Origin of the sequence: Methylocystis echinoides (genome assembly GCF_040687965.1) — a bacterium.
In the GTDB taxonomy this organism is placed as follows: domain Bacteria; phylum Pseudomonadota; class Alphaproteobacteria; order Rhizobiales; family Beijerinckiaceae; genus Methylocystis; species Methylocystis echinoides_A.
This window is the reverse complement of sequence record NZ_CP156084.1, coordinates 2,051,892-2,067,751: the sequence shown is the minus strand read 5'-3', so window position 1 is coordinate 2,067,751 and position 15,860 is coordinate 2,051,892. Positions and strand designations below refer to the sequence as shown.

The 15,860-nt window shown below is 65.2% G+C and carries 17 protein-coding genes; 8 read left to right on the top strand and 9 right to left on the bottom strand.

Translation table 11 applies throughout. From position 1 onward, the window contains the following. Positions 1-54: 54 nt before the first annotated feature. A complete protein-coding gene (nagA, locus tag RVU70_RS10140) occupies positions 55-1,230 on the bottom strand; it encodes an N-acetylglucosamine-6-phosphate deacetylase (protein WP_363345856.1) in 1,176 nt (391 codons plus the stop codon). Next, entirely contained in the window at positions 1,227-2,258 is a 1,032-nt protein-coding gene (locus RVU70_RS10135; protein WP_363345854.1) for an SIS domain-containing protein, read from the bottom strand. Before RVU70_RS10135 ends, nagA begins: the two co-directional genes overlap by 4 nt. Positions 2,259-2,414: 156 nt before the next feature. On the opposite strand from RVU70_RS10135, the gene RVU70_RS10130 reads away from it, so the two are divergent. The 3 genes from RVU70_RS10130 to RVU70_RS10120 all read left to right on the top strand — a co-directional run bounded on the left by RVU70_RS10130 (position 2,415) and on the right by RVU70_RS10120 (position 4,650). After that, positions 2,415-3,371: an N-acetylmuramic acid 6-phosphate etherase gene (locus tag RVU70_RS10130; protein WP_363345851.1), complete on the top strand. Its 957-nt coding sequence runs from the start codon at positions 2,415-2,417 to the stop codon at positions 3,369-3,371. A gap of 124 nt (positions 3,372-3,495) precedes the next feature. Continuing rightward, the gene (locus RVU70_RS10125) at positions 3,496-4,194 is read left to right on the top strand and encodes a hypothetical protein (RefSeq protein ID WP_363345849.1); all 699 of its coding nucleotides are present in this window, start codon (positions 3,496-3,498) and stop codon (positions 4,192-4,194) included. 39 nt (positions 4,195-4,233) lie between these two features. Next, the gene (locus RVU70_RS10120; RefSeq protein WP_363345847.1) at positions 4,234-4,650 is read left to right on the top strand and encodes a hypothetical protein; all 417 of its coding nucleotides are present in this window, start codon (positions 4,234-4,236) and stop codon (positions 4,648-4,650) included. Between the two features lie 17 nt (positions 4,651-4,667). On the opposite strand, the gene RVU70_RS10115 is transcribed toward RVU70_RS10120, so the two are convergent. The 3 genes from RVU70_RS10115 to RVU70_RS10105 form a co-directional block, all read right to left on the bottom strand. Then, positions 4,668-4,799 carry a hypothetical protein gene (locus tag RVU70_RS10115; RefSeq protein ID WP_363345845.1) on the bottom strand — a complete coding sequence of 44 codons (132 nt, stop codon included), beginning with the start codon at positions 4,797-4,799 and terminating at the stop codon, positions 4,668-4,670. A gap of 564 nt (positions 4,800-5,363) precedes the next feature. Beyond that, positions 5,364-5,969 (bottom strand): magnesium transporter, encoded by a 606-nt coding sequence (locus RVU70_RS10110; RefSeq protein WP_363345843.1) that lies wholly within the window; start codon positions 5,967-5,969, stop codon positions 5,364-5,366. Continuing rightward, positions 5,969-6,352 carry a hypothetical protein gene (locus RVU70_RS10105; RefSeq protein ID WP_363345841.1) on the bottom strand — a complete coding sequence of 128 codons (384 nt, stop codon included), beginning with the start codon at positions 6,350-6,352 and terminating at the stop codon, positions 5,969-5,971. Before RVU70_RS10105 ends, RVU70_RS10110 begins: the two co-directional genes overlap by 1 nt. A gap of 237 nt (positions 6,353-6,589) precedes the next feature. Here RVU70_RS10105 and RVU70_RS10100 point away from each other — a divergent pair, with 237 nt between their 5' ends. The 4 genes from RVU70_RS10100 to RVU70_RS10085 all read left to right on the top strand — a co-directional run bounded on the left by RVU70_RS10100 (position 6,590) and on the right by RVU70_RS10085 (position 7,891). Further along, positions 6,590-6,940 carry a DUF5132 domain-containing protein gene (locus RVU70_RS10100; RefSeq protein WP_363345839.1) on the top strand — a complete coding sequence of 117 codons (351 nt, stop codon included), beginning with the start codon at positions 6,590-6,592 and terminating at the stop codon, positions 6,938-6,940. Beyond that, on the top strand, positions 6,937-7,374 hold the full coding sequence (locus tag RVU70_RS10095) for a hypothetical protein (protein WP_363345837.1): 438 nt from the start codon (positions 6,937-6,939) through the stop codon (positions 7,372-7,374). Before RVU70_RS10100 ends, RVU70_RS10095 begins: the two co-directional genes overlap by 4 nt. A 129-nt stretch (positions 7,375-7,503) precedes the next feature. Next, on the top strand, positions 7,504-7,722 hold the full coding sequence (locus RVU70_RS10090) for a hypothetical protein (protein WP_363345835.1): 219 nt from the start codon (positions 7,504-7,506) through the stop codon (positions 7,720-7,722). A gap of 4 nt (positions 7,723-7,726) precedes the next feature. Next, positions 7,727-7,891: a hypothetical protein gene (locus tag RVU70_RS10085; protein ID WP_363345833.1), complete on the top strand. Its 165-nt coding sequence runs from the start codon at positions 7,727-7,729 to the stop codon at positions 7,889-7,891. Between the two features lie 87 nt (positions 7,892-7,978). Here RVU70_RS10085 and RVU70_RS10080 read toward each other — a convergent pair whose 3' ends face one another. From RVU70_RS10080 to RVU70_RS10065, 4 genes are all read right to left on the bottom strand, one after another. Then, a complete protein-coding gene (locus RVU70_RS10080) occupies positions 7,979-9,520 on the bottom strand; it encodes a CHAD domain-containing protein (protein ID WP_363345831.1) in 1,542 nt (513 codons plus the stop codon). A gap of 37 nt (positions 9,521-9,557) precedes the next feature. Further along, entirely contained in the window at positions 9,558-9,755 is a 198-nt protein-coding gene (locus RVU70_RS10075) for a hypothetical protein (protein WP_363345829.1), read from the bottom strand. 145 nt (positions 9,756-9,900) lie between these two features. After that, entirely contained in the window at positions 9,901-11,076 is a 1,176-nt protein-coding gene (gene metK, locus RVU70_RS10070) for a methionine adenosyltransferase (protein WP_363345827.1), read from the bottom strand. Beyond that, the gene (locus RVU70_RS10065; RefSeq protein WP_363345825.1) at positions 11,066-14,089 is read right to left on the bottom strand and encodes an HAD-IC family P-type ATPase; all 3,024 of its coding nucleotides are present in this window, start codon (positions 14,087-14,089) and stop codon (positions 11,066-11,068) included. Before RVU70_RS10065 ends, metK begins: the two co-directional genes overlap by 11 nt. 622 nt (positions 14,090-14,711) lie before the next feature. Between RVU70_RS10065 and RVU70_RS10060 the strand changes: the two genes are divergently transcribed. Then, positions 14,712-15,119 (top strand): hypothetical protein, encoded by a 408-nt coding sequence (locus RVU70_RS10060; protein ID WP_363345823.1) that lies wholly within the window; start codon positions 14,712-14,714, stop codon positions 15,117-15,119. The last annotated feature ends 741 nt before the right edge of the window (positions 15,120-15,860 follow it).

Sequence of the window (15,860 nt, the reverse complement as noted above, 5' to 3'; positions counted from 1 at the left end):
TTTCCGGGAGAACCGCCCGACAGCTTCGGCGCCCGGCCGCGCGCCGATCGCGGCCTATCGCGAGGTCTCGGCCCACGGACGATCATCTGACCTTGCCCCAGCGACCCAGACGGCGGAGACAGAGATATCTCTCGGATCGAAGGCCGCCATGTCGGCCCGATATCCCGGCGCGAGGCGGCCGAGCGAATGTCCGAGGCCGAGAAAATCGGCGGGGTGAAGCGAAGCGCAGCGCAAGGCGCGCTCCAGCGGGAGCCCGAGAAGCCTGACGCAATTGCGAACCGCGGTGGCCATATCGATGGACGAGCCCGCGAGCGCGCCGTCCTGCGTGCGGCAACTGCCGTCGCGGACTGTAATCCGCCGGCCCAGGAGATCGAACTCCGAAGACGTTCCGCCGACCGGCGGCATGGCGTCGCTGACCAGCATGGGCCGACCGACGCCGCGCATCGCCAACGCCAGCATGGCGGGGGCGACATGCTCGCCGTCGACGATGAGGCCATAGTATGCGTTGGGCGACTCGAGCGCCGCCGCGACGGGTCCGGGCTCGCGCGCGGAAAGCGGGCGCATCGCGTTGAAGAGATGGGTGAAGCCCGTCAGCCCTTCGGCCATTGCGGCGCGCGTTTGCTCATAGGTCGCCATCGAATGGCCGAGCGAGACCTTCGCGCCGGCGGCGACGAGTTCGGCGATGAAGCCCTTTGGCGCCTCCTCGGGCGCAAGGGTCACGAGCAAGACGCCGCCGTGGAAAGCGCCGAGCATTCGGCGATCCTCTGCTCGCGGACGGCGGATGAAGTCACGCCGATGAACGCCTGGCTTCTGAGGAGATAGAAACGGGCCCTCGAGATGGATTCCCAGAACGCCCGGCTCCGCGGGCATGATAGCGCTTACGGCCGCGAGCGCCGCAGCGATCGTCTCGTCATCGTCGGTGATGAGCGTGGGCATAAGCCCCGTCACTCCGAATTTGCGATGAGCCGAGACGATTTTGGCGAGAGCCGCCGGCGTCGGATCGGCGTTGAACAGAACATCTCCGCCGCCGTTCGCCTGAATGTCGATAAAGCCCGGCGCGAGCCACGCGCCCGGGGCCGCCGTGTAGACGCCGATGGTGGAGGAGAGGGCCGACCGCGCCGTCAGCGCGGCGATTCGTCCGTCTTCAATCACGACGGCGACGTCGCCGTGCCGCGTTTCGCCGTCGAAGACGACGTCCGCGGCGACCGCATGCGTCGAGGAGCGGCTCATCGCGTGCGGGTAATTTTGTGTAGGTGGCGCGGGCGATCGGCGTTCTTTCCGCGTCTTGCCGCCAAGCGAACGACCATGGCGTAGAAGCTTTGGATGAGGCAGATCGCGTCGGTTTCAGGATGATGGGAGGGCAGCGCGGGAAGCCGGTTCAGCGTCGATTCCTGCGAGGAGGTGACGAAGACCGCCGCGCCCTTCGCCGTCAGATCGGCGGCGAGCGCCGTCATGCCAGCGGCGGCGGCGTCCGTCGGCGCAAACATGAGCACGGGATAACGAGGCGAAACCAAAGCGATTGGACCGTGGCGAAATTCGGCTGCGGAGAAGGCCTCGGCATGAATATCCGACGCTTCCTTCAGTTTCAACGCCGCCTCGCGCGCGATGGCGAGCGTCGGACCGCGCCCGATCGTCACGAGGCTTTCTGCGTCTGCAAGAACCTCCAGGAGGCAGCCCCAGTCGAGGGCGCCGGCGGCGGCGAGACGATCCGGCAATGACCGCAACGCGCCCGCGAGCGCCGCGTCTTGCGCCCAGAGGGCCGCTAATCGCGCCAGAGCCGACAAGGATGCGACGAAGGTCTTGGTCGCGGGGATGCTGTGTTCAGGGCCGGCCGCCATTGGCAAGACGAATTCGCAGGCCTGCGCCAGCTGGCTTTCCGGACTATTCGTAATGCAGGCGGTCACCGCTCCGCAGGAACGCGCCGCGACCGCCTGTTCAATGATATCGTTGCTTTCTCCCGACTGCGAAATCGCCAGAAGGAACTGATCGGACAGGCGCAGACGCTGATGGTAGATCGTCGCGATGTTTGGCGCCGCGGCCGCGACGACAATGCCGAGGTATCGCTCGATGAGATGCTTGCCGAAGGTGGCCGCATGGGCGGAGCTGCCGCGCGCACAGGTAACGACAACCTGTGGAGGCTTGCGCCGCAACCTCTCGATAAGGACCGGAAGAACGCCGGCGAGCGCCTCCTCCTGTCGCTCCACGGCGGCCGGAGCCGCTCGCATGTCCTCGCTCATCTGCGCGTCGATAACGCTCATTATCTTCATCTTTCGCTCGGGCCCAACGTAGAGGAAATTGCCGCAGACCAACTGGAAGGCAAGTTCCGTCAATGGGTCGTCGGACACTTGAACGAAGCTTCGCTTGAACTTCTCCAGGCGCTGGCCATATGCGGCATGTCAGCTGGAATTACGCCGATGAGTCCGACTGAGACGGAACGCCAGAGCCCGCGCTACGCAAAAATCGATCTTTGGGAGCCGGCGGAAATACTGGAGTCCATGATCGAGGGTCATTTTTCCGCAGTCGCGGCCGTGCGCGCCGCGCGGCCTGCGATCGAGCGCGCCGGGCTTGCGATCGAGCGCCGGCTACGCGGACCCGGGCGGCTCGTTTACGTAGGGGCCGGCACGTCCGGTCGTTTGGCGGCTCAGGACGGGGCCGAGCTCATGCCGACCTTCGGCTGGCCGCAAGATAGACTTCTGCTCCTCATTGCCGGCGGGCAAACCGCCCTCCTCCGCGCCGTCGAAGGCGCCGAAGATCAGGACCAGCAAGCGATCGAACTCGTCCGGCGTCATGAGATCGGCGCGTCGGATGTGATCATAGGGGTCGCCGCTAGCGGCACGACGCCTTTCACGCTCGCCTGCTTACGCGAGGCCAAGAAAAGAGGCGCCTTGACGATCGGCGTCGCCAATAACCGGGGGACGCCGCTTCTTCAGGAGGCCGATCACGCGATCTTTCTCGAAACGGGCCCGGAGCCGATCGCCGGCTCAACCCGAATGAAGGCCGGAACCGCCCAGCGCATCACGCTCATTCTGCTGTCGTCTCTCGTCATGATCCTGCTTGGTCGGGTTTACGACGGCCTCATGGTGGACGTGCAGGCCTCGAACAGGAAGCTGATCAAAAGGAGCGAGAAAATCCTCTCACGCCTGACGGGCCGCGATGAAGAGGAGATTCACGCGGCGCTGCAGCAAGCCGGCGGAAGCGTGAAACTTGCTTTCCTGCTGCTGCAGGGTTACGGGCGCGACGCGGCGGAAGCGGCGCTCAACCAGGCCGAAGGTCATTTGCGGCGCGCCATGAGCCTGATCGTCGAAGCGCCCCAAGGGACGAACTTTCGAGAGACGCAGCCATCCTTTCACGAGGACGCGACGCACGAGTAGCGTCGTTCTCGCGCCTTTGGCCTCGCCGCAGCTTTGGATCCGAGCGAAAACGCCCTCGACGCAGATTCAGTAACGAAATCGACCTTCAGACCGGCGCTCGCTGGCTCGGCGTGGCGGGCGGCGCTTGAAAGACATCCTGCCCGCGCCACTATCTTCCATGACGCGCGCCGGCGCGGCGAGAAGATGCAGGCCTAGAGTTATGGAACGTTTTTCGGATGGCGCGGGCGCGGCCGCGGTCTGGTCGCGTAATGACCTTGCCGCCTTCCTGATGGAGCTGCACGACGTCGTGCGCGCCCATGCCCGTCGATTGGTCGTTGGACACCCGGAGTTAGGCCACAGCCGGCAAGCATGGCTCGACGCCAGGGCAGAAGCCCTCGCAGACGAGCTGGCGTATTTGGACGAGCGGTATGGCGAAGACATCTCCTATTCTCGTCACCTTCGCGCGCAGCAAGCTCTGCTCGCGTCCCTCGCCGAGAGATACGGATTGCGGCGACCGACGCAGGAGACTTCTCGAACCCGTCGCAAGGCGACCCGCTGGTGGTCGCGCCCAGCGCAACGCGAGATCAATCCGCGGTATGGCGCCATCATCAATCTCGAAGACATTCCGCTGAGCTGCCCAACCATCCATGCCGACGAATTGAAGCCCGGCGTGGCGCTGGTGAAACCGGTCCCCTGCTGGAATGGGCAGTGCTGTCGCGTCGAGGTCGTGTCGATCGAAATGCGTCCGAGCGAAGACGCCGTCCGTATCGACCTGCGCTATCACGATGGCTCGCGCCGCGTCGCCCCATTTTTTAATAAAGTGCATTTGATCTGGCCAGAGTAGCTTTGAAACTCCTAAAGGAAGCCAATCAGGGATGCCGAGATGAAGCGGGTCGCAGCGTTTTTGGCGTTCACGCTCTGGGCGGCTCCCGCCTGCGCCGTGGAGCAACGGAGCCACTATGGTCACTTGCCTATCCACGTTCGCGGCATATTGCATGGCTGGCAGGCGCATGAAGACGTTTTTCATGGCCGCGCCGGTCAGCGCATTCAAATAAGATATCGGTCGACCCGGCCGAAATGGCTGGAGATTGTCCTGACGCCGCTCTCCGCGAGAGCGCCAATCTATCGCTCAACCTCGACGAAGGGGTGGAGCGGCGATGTGACTTTGCCAAAGGAGGGCGCCTATCGGCTGCGGGTTACGATCCGTCACGACGAAGCGCGGCGCGGCGGGCGTGTCGACTTCAAGATTGACGTCACCGAGTTGTCGCGTCTCGCTGAGTCACAGCTTGGCCTGCTGTAACGCCCGCAGCCGCGAAACTAGGGATCCATACAGTAGCAGGCGCTGCCGTCAAAATTGTTGAAGCCTTCAGGAGCCGCAGAGGCCGTGTTGGCGAGACCGACGCTCAAGACCAGAACGACTGCGGCGACGATGGTGGACAGCTTGGTCATGATCGGCTCCCGCCTGAATCTCTTCCGTCTCTCGATGAACAAACGTAAATGAACGCGCGCGGCTCGAACGTGCGTTGGCGCACGTTGGCTTATGAGAAGACCCGAGGATCATAAGCCTCGACCTCGGCCAGACTTGACGGCGATCCGCTATCTCCTGCCGCCCGTCCCGGCGACATAGGCATTGTCGTCCGGGCGTGTGTTGTTCGGGGCGGCGAAGGACGTCAAGAATCCAAGAGCTACGAAGCCGATCCAGAATAAGACGGGAATGAGTTTGCTCCTGGACGGAAGCATCCGATCGACCCTTCTGAAATGGCTCGCCCTGACCGCTCTTCCGCCCGCATCGCCGAGAGGCCTTGCGAATAATTAGCGCATGGCCCAGCGGCTGCACGACCAGAGCCGCGAAATCCTCATGGCGGCGTGGCGGCGGGTCAGGGCTGAATAATCCTTGCGCCCGGAGCTGACGCTCCGACTCAGCTTGCGCCAAAGCTGCGCACGCGCCAAACTTTGCACTCGGCGCGGCGAATGTCAGGAAGGCGCCGCAGGCGAATGCTTACGACCTGCCCTCTAGAACACGAACATCGACGCTGCGACGAAATAAGTTAGCAGCGAGAAGGAATCCTGCACGACCGTTGCGACCGGCCCCGAGCCAAGCGCTGCGTCATACCCAAGCCGGGCGAAAAGCCAGGGCATCATAAACCCGAAGGCGGTTGCGATTGTGCTGGCGACGGCGAGGGCCACTGCGACCGCCGCGGCGAGGCCGAGGCTCGAGAAAGCGAACCAGATGACAGGAAAGGCCAGGCATCCAAGTATCAAGCCGAGCAATGCGCCCGTGCCGAGCTCTCCGAAAAACAGCGGCAGCAGGGCGGAGTCGGTCAAGGACAGGCCGCGCACCACGACCACTTCCGACTGCGTTCCAACCGAGTCCGCGAGATAAACGATCGCCGGCATAAAAAAGGCGACGGCGACATGCGCGCTGAGCGATGTCTCATAGCGCGAGATCAGCCCGGTCGAAACCGCCATGCCAGCCATGCCGACGAGAAGCCACGGCAGCCGATAGATCGCGCGCCGGTGCGGCGGCGCGGTGAGCGCCTCTTTCGCGGCCTCCGACTTGTTCAAAATCCCGGCCATATGGTGGAGATCTTCAATGTGCGCGTTTCGAAGAATGGTCATCAGGGCCCGCGCCGGTATCGCGCCGAGCAGCCGGCGTTGCGCGTCGCAGACCGCGAGAATGGACAGGCCTGCATGAATGGCCTGCCCCGCGGCGTCGACGGGATCATCGTCGAGACAGACGCATAGGGATCGGCGTCTCGCGCAATGGCGAGGAGCGGCGTCGTCTCCGCGGCCGCGAGCAGGTCCCTCATGGCGACGATGCCGGCGAGACGACTCTCCTTCGTGAGCAGAAAGACATGCGAGGCGTCTTCATATCGCTCGCCGAGAAACCGCAGCCGGGCCTGTCCGGCGGTCTCCCAGTCGGCGCCCAGCGGGATGACCGACACGAGGTAATCCGAGATATTGTTCGAGGAGAGGTGAGAAGCAGGCGATGCGTCGCTCATGTCTTGTCGTTCTATCTGAAGCCCCGCGTCTTTTCCCACAGCATTCGACATTTTCCATTAAAAAAGCGCGGCTCGGCGAAAGTGAGCGTCGTTGGGGAAATTGAAAACTGTCAAAAAACCTTCATAATCCCATCGGACGGTGCGCCCTCCTCTCGCGGCGCGGCGGGAAGCCCGCGCCAAAGGTCTGTATCCTCGCCTCTAACGAACGACACTCGCCTCCTTTGGAGATTCTCACTCATGAAGCCCTGGGGATTTGCATTGGGCGCGTTGACTGGCGCCGCCGCGACCATCTTGTTGACGCGCCAGGGCAGCCGCGCGCGGCCCGCAGCCAAAGCCGCACTCAAGGCGGCCATCATGGCTTATCATGAGGCGCGAACCCAGGGCGCGGAGTTGATGGAGGCGGCAGAGGATCTTTTCGCCGAAGCAAAGAGCGAGGCCGCCGCCGATATTTTTGCAGCGACCATGGCGGGGGCCGCGAAGAGAGCGCCAAACGGCGCGCAAAAGGCGGAAGAAAAGCCAAAGGCCGAGACGCCTGCGCAAGAAGCTGAGGCCGCCGCCGCAGGCCGCGCGGAAGGGGCCTCACCATGAACATGGAACTGCCTGCCGCCCAAATTGCGCACGCCATGCCTGGTCGCACGCGACTCCGCCTCCCCGATCGTCGGGGCGACGCCGACTTTCTTGCCTCCGTCGCAAGCGGCTTGGCATCGTTGCCGGGCGTCTTCGACGTTGAAACGCGACCCCTGACCGGAAGCGTTCTAATCGCCCATTTCAGCCCGCTCGATGAACTCGCCGACGCCGCGCGCAACGCGGGGCTTTTCGACCTGCGCTCAGCGCCCGCCGCGCCCGGCCCGGAACCGAAGGTCGAATTCGATCCCAAGCTCGTCGTCGCGCTTGCGCTCGCCGGCCTTGCTCTATGGCAGATGTCCCGGGAAAAGATTGTCCCGCCTGCTTTGACGTTGCTCTGGTATGCAAGCAACCTCGGCGGCCTCTGGCGCTACGACGCCACGACGGACGGGGAGTAGCCTGTCTGCGCGAGGTCCGTCGACCTATGGCGGACGTCTCCTTCGCATTTGTCATCCGCATGTCATCTTGCAAGCGCGAAATTCCCAGCTCGTTTCCGCGCCGAGTCAGGTTGACCGGGAGGCACGACAATGCCGAAGGCCTTCGCCATCTTCATCGACATGATTGTCGGCTATCTGAACGGCGCGGGCCTCGGCGCGCTTTCACTCGAGTTCCTGTCCAATCGTATCGATAGCCAACCGCAAACGGCGCTGCTCGCCTTGTTGGTGGTTGGTCCGCTCGGCGCCTTTTTCAGCCTGCTGCTCGCAGCCGGCAAAAAAGAAGAAGCAGAGACACCGCAAGGGGCGTGAGAAAATGGAAATCCTCCTGCGTTTAATCGGAACGGCGTTGCTGATCCATGGCCTTGCGAGCGAGGGAGCGACGGGTCAATTTCTGCTCGTCGCGGGCGGTCTGATCATCCTGTTCGGCATATACGGGCGCCTCACGCGGCGACATGTCATCGTGGCGCCGGCGCCATAGAAAGGCTGCGCGATGGGCTGGTCCCGCTCGAGAGTTGGCGCGCGCTTTGGCGACAAGGTCGTCCATGGCCATCGCCTGCTTTCGCCCTTATCTCCAGAAACAGCGCGCGCTTTTGAAAGCGAGCCATTGATCGTTCAGGTACGGCTCGGGGCTGGTGATTTCGCGGGCGCACCAGCCCATGACGATCCCGGCGGCCGGCGACGTCGACGGCGCGGCTGCTTGCGCCACCAATCTCGCGGCGGAGACCGAATCGTTGTGGGCGCCGAGCGCGTCCTGAAGCGCGCCCGCAGCTTTGGCGAATTTCCTGACGCCCGCCGCCTCATATAGCGAGGCGAAAAACTCCGACGCGTAGCGCAAATTTTTTAGGATGATCCTCAGACGGTGGCGCTGGTCGGGTTCGGCCGCCATCAACTCTTTCCCAAGCTTGCGCGCGCGCCTGTAGAGTTGTTCGAGCGCTTCGTCCGCAAGGCTTCGCGCGGGGCGCCCGAGTTTCTTGAGATCATCCGTTCCGAGTTGATTGCGCCAGCCTCGCGACGCCAAGAAGGCCTGCAGCTCGAGCACGAAGCGGGAGGTTTCCGGGGCGCAGATCGTTTCCCTGGCCTTTCGATAGGCGTCGAGACGTTCTGCCGAGGACGCCGCAAGAAGCGCCTGGAAAGAGGGCTCGGCGGGAAACGCTTTGAGCGGCCCCTCCGAAACAAGCGCGATGAACACGTCCTGATCGCGCGCCGGCCCGAGCGCATTGGCCGCGCGTTTGGCGTCTTCGCGGAACCTTTTGAAACCGGTGCCGGGCAACGCCTTCTCGAACAGCCCGAGCGCCGCGCGGAGGCGCCTGAGAGCGACCCGCATCTGATGAACCGACTCGGGGAGGTCGCGGTCGAGCAACGCCGGCCAGTTTTCGACAAATTGCGTGAGACAGTCTTGGATTACGGCGCGCATGGCGTCTTCGATCGACGCCGCCGTCTCCAACTGCAGCCCAGTGGCTCTGACTTCCGCCGGCTTTTCTCCCCGGGCCAGAAGGAAGCCGCGCCGCGACTTCGACGACGGGTTGAGCCTCAACCCCGCGCGCATCGTCAGCTGCGCCGCGAAGGAAAAGAGCGTCGCCGGGTCGCCGTCCTTGAGCTCCAATTCGCACTCCGAAATTTTGACGCGGCTTTCGGACGCGACGATTTCGCCCTCGTCTATTACGATCTCCAGGACCGAGGAGCTGAGACGCAGTTCGGCCGTGCGGCGACGCACGCGAGTTTCGAAACGCGGAACCAGCGCTTCGCCGCCGGTCGCCCGCATCACTCTCTCGGAGATTTCCGGTCCGAAAATGCTTACGTCAGGTTGATCGTCGTGGAAAGGCGCTTCTACTTCTCCTCGCGAGAAGCCGTCGCTCTTCTGCAGCGTCCACTTCAAGTTCATGAGGCAGCGCGCGCCGTTCTTGCGCAGGCGCAAGGAGATCCCGGCGCGATCGAGCGCATCGTCCCGCGTGTCGAAATAGGCGGCGACCAGCCGTTGCGCGCGCGGCCGAACGGTCGCCGTGGCCAGCAACTCGAGATCAAAGAGCGATGCTAAAAGATCGGGCGAACCTTCCAGTTTGACTTCCACCTCCCGATCGGATTTCTCAAGCGGGGAAGGCGTCGACACATTCCTCTCCATGGCGCCCTGATCCCAGTATCGCCCGTCACGCGTTCGTCGGCTGGTTTGCGAGCTTGTCCTTCTTCTTGTTCTTTTTCACGACAAGCGTGAGCTTGTTGCCTTTCTTGGATATTTTAACCGACTTGAGTTTCCCGTCCCCGACGAAAATGTTGCCGCCGACGCCCTCGAGCCATGCGCGCATGCGCGCAACGTCAGGGGTTTCGAGACCTTTTTCGTCTTGCATGATCGTCTCCAGCTCGTTTGAATTTTTCAGCGCCGCCGTAAGCGGGCGTCATCTATTCCACATGAGACTGTCACAATGAATTACTTTCTGAAACGCCGCCAAGCGGCGTCCCAATAAGCGACAACGGCGGCGTTTCCACGTCTCTTCAGCTGCGCAGGGCCCCGGCCAGGTCGGTCGTCTCCCAGGGAAGATCGAGGTCGGCGCGGCCGAAATGGCCATAGGTCGCGAGCGGCAGATAGAAGCCTTTCGGCCCCGCGGCGGCCGCCCGCCGGCGCAGGCCGAAGCGCCGCACGATCGCAGCGGGTCGGAAGTCGAAGACCGCAGCCAGGCGTCGCGCAATCGCCTCGTCGCTCGTCTTTCCGGTGTTGAAAGTCTCGACGCTGAGGCTCAGCGGCTCCGCCTGGCCGATGGCGTAGGCCAGATGCACCTCACAGCGATCTGCGAGACCCGCCGCGACGATGTTCTTCGCCGCGTGACGCGCGGCATAGGCGCCGGCGCGGTCGATGCGCGAGGGGTCCTTGCCCGAGAGCGCAGAGCCGCTCTGACGCGCAATCTCGCCGTAGGAGTCGATGCCGATCTTGCGGCCGGTCAGGCCGGCGTGGCGCGCGGGTCCGCCGATTTCGAGCGGGCCGCCGGCATTGATGACGACGCGGGTCTGGGCGTCCGGCATTATGTCCCCCGTCGAGAGAGCGTCGAGCGCGATGGCGCGCAGCCGGTCCTGGGCCTCCGACCCTGCAGAGCCGTCGAGGGCGACGGTGAGCGACAGGCTGTGCAGGCGCGTCGGGCGGCCGTCGCGATAGTGCACGGAAACCTGCGTCTTGGCGTCGGGCGACAGCGCGGAGAAACCATGGCGACGCGCCGCGTCCAGCGCCCTCGCCACCTTGTGCGCGAAATAGATGGGCGCGGGCATGAGCTCCGCCGTGTCGCGGCACGCGTATCCGAACGCATTCGCCTGTTCATGCGCGACGCGCCGCGCGATCGCCTCCTCGTCATCTTCCGCGAGCTCCGGCTCCCGGCTTTCCAGCGGAAGTTCGGCGAGACTGGTCAGGATCGAGCAGCTCCGCGCGTCGAAGCCTTCGGACGTATAACCGGCGTCCTGGATCGCCTTGCGCGCCAGAGCGGGCAGGTCCACCCGCGCGTCCGCGGCATAGCGCGCGGCGAGAAACAGGACCCCAGTCGCCAGCGCGCATTCGACGACCACCCGCGCGCTTTCGTCCTCCCGCATCAGGGCGTCGACCGCCGCGTCGCTGATCTGGTCGCAGAGCTTGTCGGGATGGCCGGGGGTGACCGACTCCGAGGTGAAAATCATGTCAGGAGACACGCCGTCCTCCATCGTGGCGCACAGGCCGCCCGTCGCCCGGACGGGGGTTCGAAGCCCGGCCGATCACGTCGTTCAGGAGCGAGCTGCCGATCGCAATCGCGCCGATGCGGAGCAGATCGCCGGGCCCGAGCGGCGCGAGCCCCAAGAGGCGCTGCGCGGGCGGCAAGAATTGCGCCGCGCCCTGAAAAAGCAGGGACAGAGCGACGCCGCCATAGAGTCGCGGGTTTGGCCGGCGGCGAATCTCGCTCGAGACGCCCCGCGTTTCCGAACGGCAGGAGATAGCGTGCAGCAACTGGCCGACGGTCAGTCCGTGGAAGGTGACGGCGCTGGCCCGCGCCCCGCCGGCGAGGCCGTTGACGCTGAGATAGCCCATGAGCGCCGCGCTCGCCATCACCGCGCCTTCGCGCAGCGTGCGGCGGAAATCGTCGGCCCCGAGGATCGGCGCGGCAGGGTCGTGCGGGGGCTGCTCGAGAACGTCGCTTTCCGGCGGCTCGAGCCCGAGCGCGAGAGCCGGCAGGGCGTCGGTCGCCAGATTGAGCCAAAGGAGCTGCATAGGGGTCAGCGGCTCGCGGAGATTGAAAAGCCCCGCGCCCAGCATGACGAACGTTTCCGAGGCGTTGGTCGAGACGAGATAGCGCAGCACCTTGCGGATATTGGCGTAGGTCGCGCGGCCGAGGCGGATCGCCTCGACGACGCCGTCGAGGTCGTCGCTCGCGAGCACGATGTCCGCCACCTGTCGCGCAACGTCCGTTCCTTCGCCGCCCATGGCGATCCCGACGTCGGCGGCGCGCAGCGCCGGCCCGTCGTTGACGCCGTCGCCAGTCATGGCGACGATCCGGCCGCTCGCCTGCAGCGCCTTGACGATGTTGAGCTTGTCGACCGGGCTCACGCGCGCGAAGACGTCCGGCTGCGCCGCCAGCGCTTCGAACAGCTCGGGACGAAGATTGGCGATCTGCCCCGCCTCCAGCACGCGCAATTCGCCGCCGTCATTGAGATCGAGCCTGCGCGCGATGGCGAAGGCCGTGGCGCTCTGGTCGCCGGTGATCATCACCGTCCGGACGCCGGCGCGATGCAGTCGCTGCAGCGCCGGACGCACGCTGGCCCGGATGGGATTGGCGATGCCGGCGAGGCCGAGCCAGACGAGATCGCTTTCGTCGCGGAGATCTCCGCCGCCCTCGCAATATGCGACGCCGAGGACCCGCAGCGCGTCGCCCGCCATGCGCTCATTGGCTCTGAGCGCTGCGGCGCGCGCCGGCTCGTCGAGCGTGACGACGCCCGCGGCGGAAAGGCGCCGCGTGCAGCGCGCCAGCACTTCCACGGGATCTCCCTTGACGCAAAGGAGACGCGCGCCCTCCGCCGTCTCGCGCAAGGCGCTCATTCGCTTGCGTCCGTCGCCGCGGGCGGCGGTCGAGAGGACCCGCGCCGAGAGACGCAGCGCCACCGGATCGACGCCGAGCGCGACGCCGGCCGCCAGCAGGGCGGTTTCAGTTGGCGTGCCGTCGAACTCGAAGCGGTCGTCGCCGTACGTCGCGACGGCGTCGCTGCAAAGGACCGCAATTTCGAACAGACGTCGCGCCTGAACGCGCAGCGCGCCGTCCATCTCCGCGCCGTCGCGCAGCAACCGTCCCTCACGCAATTCGAGGGCCGCGCCGTCGACGTGGACCGCGACCGCCGCCATACGGTTTTCGGTGAGCGTGCCCGTCTTGTCGAGGCCGACGATCTCGACGGCCCCGAGCGTCTCGACCGCGTCGATCTTGCGAACCAGCACCTTGCGCCGGCGCATGTCCTGGACGCCGACGGCTAACGTCGTCGTCGCAACGGCTGGGAGGCCTTCGGGTATCGCGGCGACGGCGAGCGAAATTGCGCTGCGCAACGTCTGCAGAAGAGGGTGACCGCGCATCAGGCCCAGACCGAAAACACAGGCGCAGATCAGGCCGTTGATCGCCACGAGCTCCCGCCCGACCTCCCCCAGCTCGCGCTGGATCGGCGTTTCCGGCGGGCGCACGGCCCCGAGCAGTTCCTGCACCCGGCCGATCTCGGTGCGCCGCCCGACCGCCGTGACGACGGCGGCGCCCGAGCCGCCGGTGACCGCCGTGCCCCTGAAAACCATGTTGCGGCGGTCCGAGACGACCGTATCCGGGGGCAGCAGGGCCAGCGCATCCTTGACCGCGGGCTGCGCTTCGCCCGTCAAGGGCGACTCGTTGACGCTCAGTCCATCGCTCTCGACCAGTCGCGCATCCGCAGGAATCATCGCGCCGCGCTCGATGAGGATGAGATCGCCCACCGTCAGCTCGGCAGGGTCGATCAGGCTTCGCGATCCGTCGCGAATGACCACGGCCTGCTGCGGCGCGTCGTCCATGAGGTTGACGATCGTGCGGTCCGCTTCCCGTTCGGTCGCCGTGGCGATGCCGGCGTTGACCAGCACCACGGCGGCGATCATCACGGCGTCGGCCACGCCGCCCGTCGCGACCGACAACGCCGCCGAGGCGGCGAGCAGCGCAATCGGCAGGCTGGTCATCTGCTCGGCCAAAATGGCGGCGGCCGAACGGGGTTTTGCCCGCGGCAATTCGTTCCGGCCCCAATTGGCGACGCGCGCCGCCGCTCCTCGCAGCGTCAATCCCTCGACCAGCCGCGTTTCCAGCCGCGCGACGAGCTCCAGGACCGGGGCGGCGTGGGCCACAACGTCGTCCGAAGGGAAATCGAGCGCGGGAACGCCTGGCGGCGGCGACGAGGCCGTCTCCGCCGCCGTGACGGTGGAATCAAGCGCGGAAAGAATCTGGCGCTCCGTCGCCGGAAACGCATATCTCACGAGAGCGGAACCGGTCAGCGCGTTCGTCCTGACCGCAAAGACGCCAGGAACCCGCTTCAAGGCCTCGGCGGCCCGCCCGCAGAGTTCGTCACGCCTCCATAGGCCCGGATGTCGCAGCCGCAGGCGACCGGGCACGGCGTCGTGAACGACAAATGCGCCCGCCGGCGCATCTGATCTCTCTTCTGCGCGGCTGAAATAATTCATGAGGCTGCCGTTGGCGTCCGGTCGTCGGGCTTCCCTCGACGGATCACCTTCGTATGAAGCAACAATGACACGCCGGCGGCAAGGGTCTCACCGGCTTCGACCCGGCCCGTAGCCGCGCGCGGCGGCGGGCCCCGCGCGAACGAAGTTCGCGCAAGGAAGTTGGCGCTTTTTGGTGCTTCCTATTGAAATGGTTAGTTGAATTTATCAAAAGAAAAGCGTCATCTCGTCGGTTGTGGGCAAGTGGGGTTGACGTGCTCGCCTGTGCAAATAACGCGCAGGCTTCGTTGCATTCGGCACGGAGACGCATATGACGACCCACTTAATAAAGGTAGCCCTGGCCACTGGCGCACTGGCGGCCGCGCTGCTGGCGCATACGGGCGCAGCGGATGCGCAGGTCAGAGGCGGCCGCATGGGCGGGGGGTTTAGAGCCGGGGGCTTTGGCGGCGGGGGATTTGGCGGATTTCGGAGTGGGGGCTTTGGCGGCGGCGGATTTAGCGGATTTCGCAGCGGGGGCCTTGGCGGCGGCTTTAGCGGATTCCGTAGTGGGGGCTTGGGCGGGGGCTTGGGCGGCGGTTTTCGCGGCGGGCTGCAAGGCGGGCGCCTGGGCGGCTTCCCAAGCGCAATGACGCCAGGCGGCGGCTTCCGTGGAGCGGTCATTCCCGGCGGCTTCCGCACGGGGTTGGACGGGCGCGGCCTGATCGGACGCCCCCCTGGCGCGCAGGGCTGGAACGGGCGTCCCGTCGGCTGGCCGAATACAGGCTGGCGGAACCCTGGGCATGTCGGGCCGGGCGGCTGGGCCTGGCGACGAAATCGGGGGTATCGTCACTGGCCGTTTTACGCCGGGCTTGGTTGGGGCGGGCTTGGCTGGCCCTATTATTACGCCGACCTCGGCTACGACAGCTGCTACCGGCCTCGACTCATTTACACTCGGTGGGGCTTGCGCAGGGTTTGGGTCAACGTCTGCGATCCCTATAATGGCTGGGATTACACTTGGGGCGCGCCCTCGGTCAGGGTCGGCTGGGGCTGGTGATCTAAGACTGCTGCAACTGCGTCCTCCCGCAACAGGGAGGGCGCGCACGCGGCGGCGCCCCTGCGGACTTTCCCTAGCAACCGGCCGATTGCCCGCTCTAGGCCCGATCACGCATGAGGCGACGCCTATCCGTGTCGCTGACGTTCTTTGCGGCGCATGCGAACGACTAATAGTAATAGTGACGCCGATAAATGCGTCTACCGACTCGACGGTAGTGGCGCCGGTAGACCCGGCGACCAACTCGACGGTAGTGTCGCCGGCCGACGCGGCGCCAGCGCCCATATTGCGCGTCCTCGACCTGCACGCGTTCGACATCGTCTTGCGTAGCGACCGCTGACTCCACCTCCGAACGACGATCGTGACCGGAACTAGCAGGCGGAATGAATGCATGGGCGGGCATGGCTGTAACGGCCCCGATCCCCACGCAAAGCATTTGCAAAAAAGCGCGCCGTTGCATCGAAGCCTCCTGATCCCTTGCTTGCGCTAGCCCCGTCTGGGAACTTGCGAGGGCTAGAGCCGGTTCCTCTCCCACTGAGAACAAGGTGGCAAAGCACGCGTCATTGTGGGGGGGCTCAATCCTGCCGCCGATATCCGCAAGGCGGGCAGACACGGCTATTTATGGGCGATCGCCCGGAACCCAAAGCGTCGACGTGAGATGGTTAGTGAAGGTTGGCGAGGAGCGCGATTGCCCGTCTTTGTGGCCGACGTGCTCCACTGCATCTACCAGCTCATCACGTTCCA

What these genes read in the sequence shown, in the direction of transcription:
- RVU70_RS10075 (WP_363345829.1), bottom strand. Translation starts at nt 9,755, where the DNA reads ATGCAAGACGAAAAAGGTCTCGAAACCCCTGACGTTGCGCGCATGCGC.
- RVU70_RS10115 (WP_363345845.1), bottom strand. Translation starts at nt 4,799, where the DNA reads ATGACCAAGCTGTCCACCATCGTCGCCGCAGTCGTTCTGGTCTTGAGC.
- nagA (WP_363345856.1), bottom strand. Translation starts at nt 1,230, where the DNA reads ATGAGCCGCTCCTCGACGCATGCGGTCGCCGCGGACGTCGTCTTCGAC.
- RVU70_RS10135 (WP_363345854.1), bottom strand. Translation starts at nt 2,258, where the DNA reads ATGAGCGTTATCGACGCGCAGATGAGCGAGGACATGCGAGCGGCTCCG.
- RVU70_RS10090 (WP_363345835.1), top strand. Translation starts at nt 7,504, where the DNA reads ATGCCGAAGGCCTTCGCCATCTTCATCGACATGATTGTCGGCTATCTG.
- RVU70_RS10120 (WP_363345847.1), top strand. Translation starts at nt 4,234, where the DNA reads ATGAAGCGGGTCGCAGCGTTTTTGGCGTTCACGCTCTGGGCGGCTCCC.
- RVU70_RS10110 (WP_363345843.1), bottom strand. Translation starts at nt 5,969, where the DNA reads ATGACCATTCTTCGAAACGCGCACATTGAAGATCTCCACCATATGGCC.
- RVU70_RS10130 (WP_363345851.1), top strand. Translation starts at nt 2,415, where the DNA reads ATGAGTCCGACTGAGACGGAACGCCAGAGCCCGCGCTACGCAAAAATC.
- RVU70_RS10095 (WP_363345837.1), top strand. Translation starts at nt 6,937, where the DNA reads ATGAACATGGAACTGCCTGCCGCCCAAATTGCGCACGCCATGCCTGGT.
- RVU70_RS10085 (WP_363345833.1), top strand. Translation starts at nt 7,727, where the DNA reads ATGGAAATCCTCCTGCGTTTAATCGGAACGGCGTTGCTGATCCATGGC.
- RVU70_RS10105 (WP_363345841.1), bottom strand. Translation starts at nt 6,352, where the DNA reads ATGAGCGACGCATCGCCTGCTTCTCACCTCTCCTCGAACAATATCTCG.
- RVU70_RS10060 (WP_363345823.1), top strand. Translation starts at nt 14,712, where the DNA reads ATGACGCCAGGCGGCGGCTTCCGTGGAGCGGTCATTCCCGGCGGCTTC.
- RVU70_RS10065 (WP_363345825.1), bottom strand. Translation starts at nt 14,089, where the DNA reads ATGAATTATTTCAGCCGCGCAGAAGAGAGATCAGATGCGCCGGCGGGC.
- RVU70_RS10100 (WP_363345839.1), top strand. Translation starts at nt 6,590, where the DNA reads ATGAAGCCCTGGGGATTTGCATTGGGCGCGTTGACTGGCGCCGCCGCG.